Raw genomic sequence first — 5664 nt, 5'->3', positions numbered from 1 at the left:
GGCATTCATCACCCTCTGCGTATGCGAGATGCTCCACGCATGGAACATGAGAAGCTTAAAGGACTCGATATTCACCATGAAGAGCAGAAATATAGTACTTGTCGGAGCAATCGCACTTTCCGCTTTACTCACAATACCTGTACTCTTCATACCTTCACTGAGAAATATGTTCTCACTTGAAGCTCTCACAGGAGCAAATTACCTGTGGGCATTCCTTGCAGGCGCCTGCATAGTACCTATCGTTGAGATAGTAAAGTGCTTCCAGAGAGCAGCTGACAAAAAATAATTGCAGGGGCGGATAATATCCGCCCGATAATGCGGGGCGATGCGGGCATCGCCCCCTACATTTTTATCTGCGGACACAATAATTACGCATTACGAATTACGAATTACGCATTAAAAAAGGGGTGTTGCCATGAGACTGAGAACATACATACCAAGCAGATGCAATATGGTATTCAAAAAATAAAAGCATAACGACGAAAAAGCCATAGTATTCTGAAATACTATGGCTTTTACTTTGCACTGAGCACTGAAAACTATTCATTTATTTTGTGCCGTCAACGAGGTAGATGAACTTAACGCTGCCGTCCATTTTATCTGATATGCCCGAGAATGTGTTGTACTCCCTTGCAGCGTCCCTTATTGCCTTAAGGTTATCTATTACTGCGGGGAGCTTTTCGTCAACTGTGCCCGTGATAACGGAGATTCCCTCGTCGTTGAATTTTATCATGCCGTCGCTGAGCTCCTTTGCGCCGCTTTCAAGTCTGCTCACGCCGTCCGCAAGAGCTGCGCCGCCTGTCTTTAACTGACCTATGCCGCTGTAAAGCTCGCCTGTTCCTCCGTAAAGTTTAGTCGCGCCGCCGCTGAGGAGCACTATGGAGTCGTACAGAGTCTTTGCACCGCCGCTGAGCTGAGTGCTTCCGCCGCAGAGCTGTGCAAGTCCGCCGTCAAGCTCTGCCGCGCCTGTTTTCAGCTGACCGAGACCGCCGCCCAGTGTGAGCGAACCCTGTGAGAGCTGTGCAAGTCCGCTGTCGAGAGCCTTTGCGCCGTCGGAGAGCTGATATATACCGCCTGTGAGGTCTACTGCGCCTGCCGAGAGCCTGCCGAGACCGTCGTTAAGGGAAGCGCTGCCGCCGCCCAACTGTTCTATGCCCTTTATGAGAGAGTCCAGACCCCCTGTGAGCTTGCTGCTGCCGCCCGAAAGCTCGCCTATGCCGCCGTCAAGAGCTGCCGCGCCTGTGCTGAGGTCTGCCGCGCCCTTTGAGAGCTGCTCCGTTGAGCCGTAAAGCTGTCCTGCGCCTGCCGCCAAAGCCTTGCCGCCCTCATCGAGCTTTGCAAGTCCCTGCTGCAATGAAGCCGAGCCGCTCTGTGCGGCTTCAATACCGCTGCCGAGCTGCCCTATACCGCCAGCCAGCTGTGCTGCTCCTGTTTTGAGTGAAGCTGCTCCCGTACTGAGCTGTCCGCCCTCGCCCATTGAAGCGGATATCTGCTTCTGACCCTCTATGGTCTGCTGCAATGTACCTATCGCCACAGCAAGCTCCTGTGAGGGAGACTGCTGATATACTGCCTGCAAAGCAGCAAGAGCCTGTTCGTTTGCCGCTATGGTGGTATCCAGTGAAGCTCCTGCGAGTGTGATACCGTCGCTGAGCTGTGAAGCTCCCTCCGTAAGAGCAGATGCTCCCGCAGAAAGGCTGTCAGCTCCTTTTTTTGCGCTCGTGATGCCCTCCGCAAGAGCGTCCGCGCCGTTCTTTACAGTGCCTATGCCTGCGGAGACCTGTCCTGCCGACTCACTGAGCTTTGAAGCTCCGTCGCTGAGAGCAGCCGCGCCCGCCGAGAGCTGTGCAGAGCCGTCCTTTACCTGCTTGCTGCCGTCCGCAAGAGCTCCCACGCTGCCTTTAAGGGTATCTGCACCTGTTTTGAGAGCTTCCGCACCTTCGTTTACCTGTGCGAAGCCTTTATTCAGTTCGTCCGAGCCAGCCTTTGCGTCGTTTATACCGCTGCTGAGAGCCTCCGCGCCTGTGCTTACCTTTCCGATGCCCTCAACAAGAGCCGCAGAACCGTCCTTTGCGCTGCCTATGCCCTCTGTGAGCTGAGAAGCTCCGTCACTTACCTGTCCGAGACCGTCAGCAAGCTTTGCGGAGCCCTCCTTTGCACTTCCGAGACCCTCCTCGAATTTTCCCGTTGAGTCTGAAAGTGTCTTTGCTCCGTCGGCAAGCTTCTTAGCGCCGCTGTCAAGCTCTGCCGCGCCGTTTCTGAGCTCCAGAGAGCCCGAAAGGAGTTTGTCGATGCCTGCCGTAAGGTCTCCTGTGCCGCCGCTGAGCTGCTTTATGCCGTCATAAAGTGAAGCCGTACCGTTTTCAAGCTTTTCGGCTCCGTCACTGAGTTCCTTTACCTTTGCTTTGAGGCTGTCAAGGTCTACAGTATCATCAACGTCGAGCTTTGAGAATATTTCGTCGGATACCACGGTAACGGAGGTATTCATCTCAAAGTTTTTTACGTCTGCGGATATCTCGAAGCTGTCGGGGATATCAGCGTCTATGCCATCAAGTCCGCTGAGGTCGAGGCTGTCCCGAAGTCCCGGGAAAGCCATACCCACAGCTATGAGCTTTTCGCCGTCTGACAGTATCTTTCCGTTGGTCACTTCAACATTGAGGTATTTGTCAGTGCTGAGCACAGCCGCGCTTGCCGCCATGAACGGAACGTATATATCCATGCTTTTGCCGTTTACGAGCTTTGTGACCTTCTGCCTGTTCTTATATGTCCAGCGGATAACAAGATGACCGCTTTTACCCTTTATACTTTCGGGAGTGACCTTCTTTCCGTCGAGGAAATACTCCATTGTCACGTCAACGGGGAGCTCCTTATCGGAATAGCCCTTATAGTATATATCGTCACCGTCAGCGCTCCAGCGCAGGGAGCTTCCGTCCTCGTCGAATATCTCGTCGCCCTTTACGTTGACTATATCGCTGAGGTCGGAGATATCATAGAGACTTGACAGCGCGGGGGAGTTTTTCAGCCAGTCGCTGACAACTACGTTTTTTACCGATGAATCGCTGCTGCAGAGCACATATACGGTCTCGTCCTTGAATGCCTGTTCACCGTTGCTCTTTCTTTCTGCTTCAGCTGCCTTCTTTTCGCTCTTCGGAGCCTCTGCGGGAGCTTTTTCGCTTCTGCTGTTTGCGTATGCTATAGAACCTGTTGCGCCTGCGGATACTGCTATCGCTGTCAGGGCTGCCATTACTTTACTTAACCTTTTCATATCTGTCTCTCCTTTATATGAAACTCTGTTTACGCCGTTCTGAATATATGATGATGCTTTCTCTCTTCCTTCGGGAGAAATCCCGCGCTGGTCCTGCATATGACCCTGTCAAAGACCATTAACATGGAAGGGAGAACTGTTACAACTACGGCCATTGAGATAAGAGCGCCTCTTGCAAGGAGCATACACAGCTCGGAGATAAGTCCGATGTCGGAGTATGCCGCAACGCCTACAGTTGCCGCAAAAAATCCCAGTGCCGAGGTGATTATGGATTTTATTGAGGTGCTGAGAGCAATGCCTACAGCTTCTTTTTTGTCCTTGCCGCCGTGTCTTTCGGTGCGGTATCTTGTGGTCATGAGTATAGCGTAGTCCACAGTTGCGCCGAGCTGTATCGTACCTATTACTATAGGAGCTATGAATGAAAGCTTCGAGCCTGTGTAGTAGGCTGTTCCGAGGTTTATCATTATAGCGAGCTCAATTACGGATACGAGTATCACAGGCAGGGATACTGACTTGAAGGTGAATGCGATTATAAGGAATATAGCCGCTATTGACAGGAAGTTGACTATTTTGAAGTCTCTGTCCGTTATGGTTATAAGGTCCTTTGTTGCGGGAGCTTCGCCTATTAGCATACTGCTGCTGTCATAGCTTGAAGCGATGTCGTTGAGCTTTGCCACCTGTGCGTTTACCTCGTCGGAAGCGACCTCGTACTCCGAGCCTATGAGCATGAGCTGCCATTTGTCGCTCTTGAGGACGCTTTTCAGGCCGTCGGGTATCGCCTCTTCGGGGATTGCCGAGCCCACAAGCGAATTAAAGCTCATAGTGAACTTAACTCCGTCCACATCCTTTATCTCGTTCATCATTTTATTTGCGTCCTTGGCGCTCATTGACGAATCGAACATAAGGATATGTGTGCTGTTCATGTTGTAATCCTCTGCAAGCTTTGTGTTTGCGGTAACGCTGGGTAGATAATCGGGGAGGGTACTGTCCAGCTTGTAGTACACACCGTAGTGGCTGCTGCCGAATACGGCAGGTATCAGCAGAGCTATGGCAACTGTTAAGAATGCCCATGAGTGCTTTACGATAAATGAGGAAGTGCGCCTGAAAGCAGGGAATAAGTCCCTGTGTGACGTAGCTGCGATAGCCTTGTCGAATACGAGTATCATTGCGGGGAGTACAGTCACGCAGGCGATAACTCCGCAGACAACGCCCTTTGCCATTACAAGTCCGAGGTCAAGTCCGAGAGTGAAGGTCATGAAGCACATTGCAAGGAAGCCTGCTATGGTCGTAAAGGAGCTTCCCACAACTGCCGTGATAGTAGCCGCAACAGCGTGTGCCATAGCCTCCTGTCTGCTGTCGGGGTAATAACCGAGCTGTTCCTTGTAGCTATGCCACAGGAATATCGAGTAATCCATGGTAACGCCTAGCTGCAATACCATTGCAAGCGCCTGTGTAATAAAGGATATCTCGCCGAGAAGTATGTTCGAGCCGAGGTTCCATACTACCGCGAAGCCTATGCTGAGCATGAAGAATACGGGTATCAGGAAGGAGTCCATTGTAAGGACAAGCACGATGCTTGTGAGTATCGCCGCGGTCACTGCGTATATAAATGTCTCTCTCTGAGTGATGTTCTTCATGTCAAGGGTTATAGCCGACATACCGCTGATGAAGCACTGCTCGGAGGTTATATCCCTCATTTCCTCAACAGCCGCGAGAGTTCCGTCGGCAGAGGTAGTATCGTCGAAGAATACAGCCATCAGGGTATTGTCGCCGTGATTGAAGAAATCGTATATATTTCCGGGTAGTATCTCTTTCGGGATATTGCAGCCCGTCATAGACTGATAGCATATAACGTCGGAAACATGATCGACAGCCTTTATTTTATCGGCAGTCGCCGCAACGTCCTTGTCGCTCATACCCTCCACCATCACAAGAGAAAAGCCGCCCTGTCCGAAATCCTCTTTCAGGATATCCTGACCGATCATGGTGTTTATATCCTTTGGAAGATAGGAGAGTATATCGTAGTTTACACGTGTTTTGACGTATCCGAGGGCTGACGGGATAAGCAGCAGTACTCCGATGATAAGTATAAGAGCACGATGCTTTACGATCCATTCACCGAATTTAAGCATATTATCATTCCTTTCTCTGTATATTCGGTCCGTATTGTTATTTAATAGTATAATGCAAAAATGACCGATAGTCAATACTTGGGGATCGAAAAATTGACTTTCGGTCATATTTTTGTATGATTGCACAGTTTGCTGCGCAAAACAGCCTGACCATTGGTCAGTTTTATGTCCTTGACACGTTTTGCTTTTCGGGATATAATAAAAATAACATAAATCAAAATTTATATTTGTAGGGGAGGATATTATCCGCCCGAAATTACACTTGCGCTT

At 50.4% G+C, this 5664-nt stretch carries 3 protein-coding genes; 1 reads left to right on the top strand and 2 read right to left on the bottom strand.

Going from position 1 to position 5664, the window contains the following annotated elements:
* Window positions 1–286: cation-translocating P-type ATPase C-terminal domain-containing protein (locus tag Q0R37_RS14815; RefSeq protein WP_294755348.1), on the top strand; the 286-nt coding region annotated here is incomplete at its 5' end.
* 261 nt (window positions 287–547) lie between these two features.
* Here Q0R37_RS14815 and Q0R37_RS14810 read toward each other — a convergent pair.
* Both Q0R37_RS14810 and Q0R37_RS14805 read right to left on the bottom strand, forming a co-directional pair.
* Window positions 548–3262, bottom strand: coding sequence for a hypothetical protein (locus Q0R37_RS14810; protein ID WP_294755347.1), 2715 nt, complete (start codon window positions 3260–3262; stop codon window positions 548–550).
* A gap of 29 nt (window positions 3263–3291) precedes the next feature.
* Window positions 3292–5394: an efflux RND transporter permease subunit gene (locus tag Q0R37_RS14805; RefSeq protein ID WP_294755345.1), complete on the bottom strand. Its 2103-nt coding sequence runs from the start codon at window positions 5392–5394 to the stop codon at window positions 3292–3294.
* Between the last annotated feature and the right edge of the window lie 270 nt (window positions 5395–5664).

This window comes from uncultured Ruminococcus sp. (assembly GCF_946415235.1).
In the GTDB taxonomy this organism is placed as follows: domain Bacteria; phylum Bacillota; class Clostridia; order Oscillospirales; family Ruminococcaceae; genus Ruminococcus.
The sequence above is the reverse complement of the archived record's forward strand: the minus strand, read 5'-3'. Positions and strand labels throughout refer to the sequence as shown.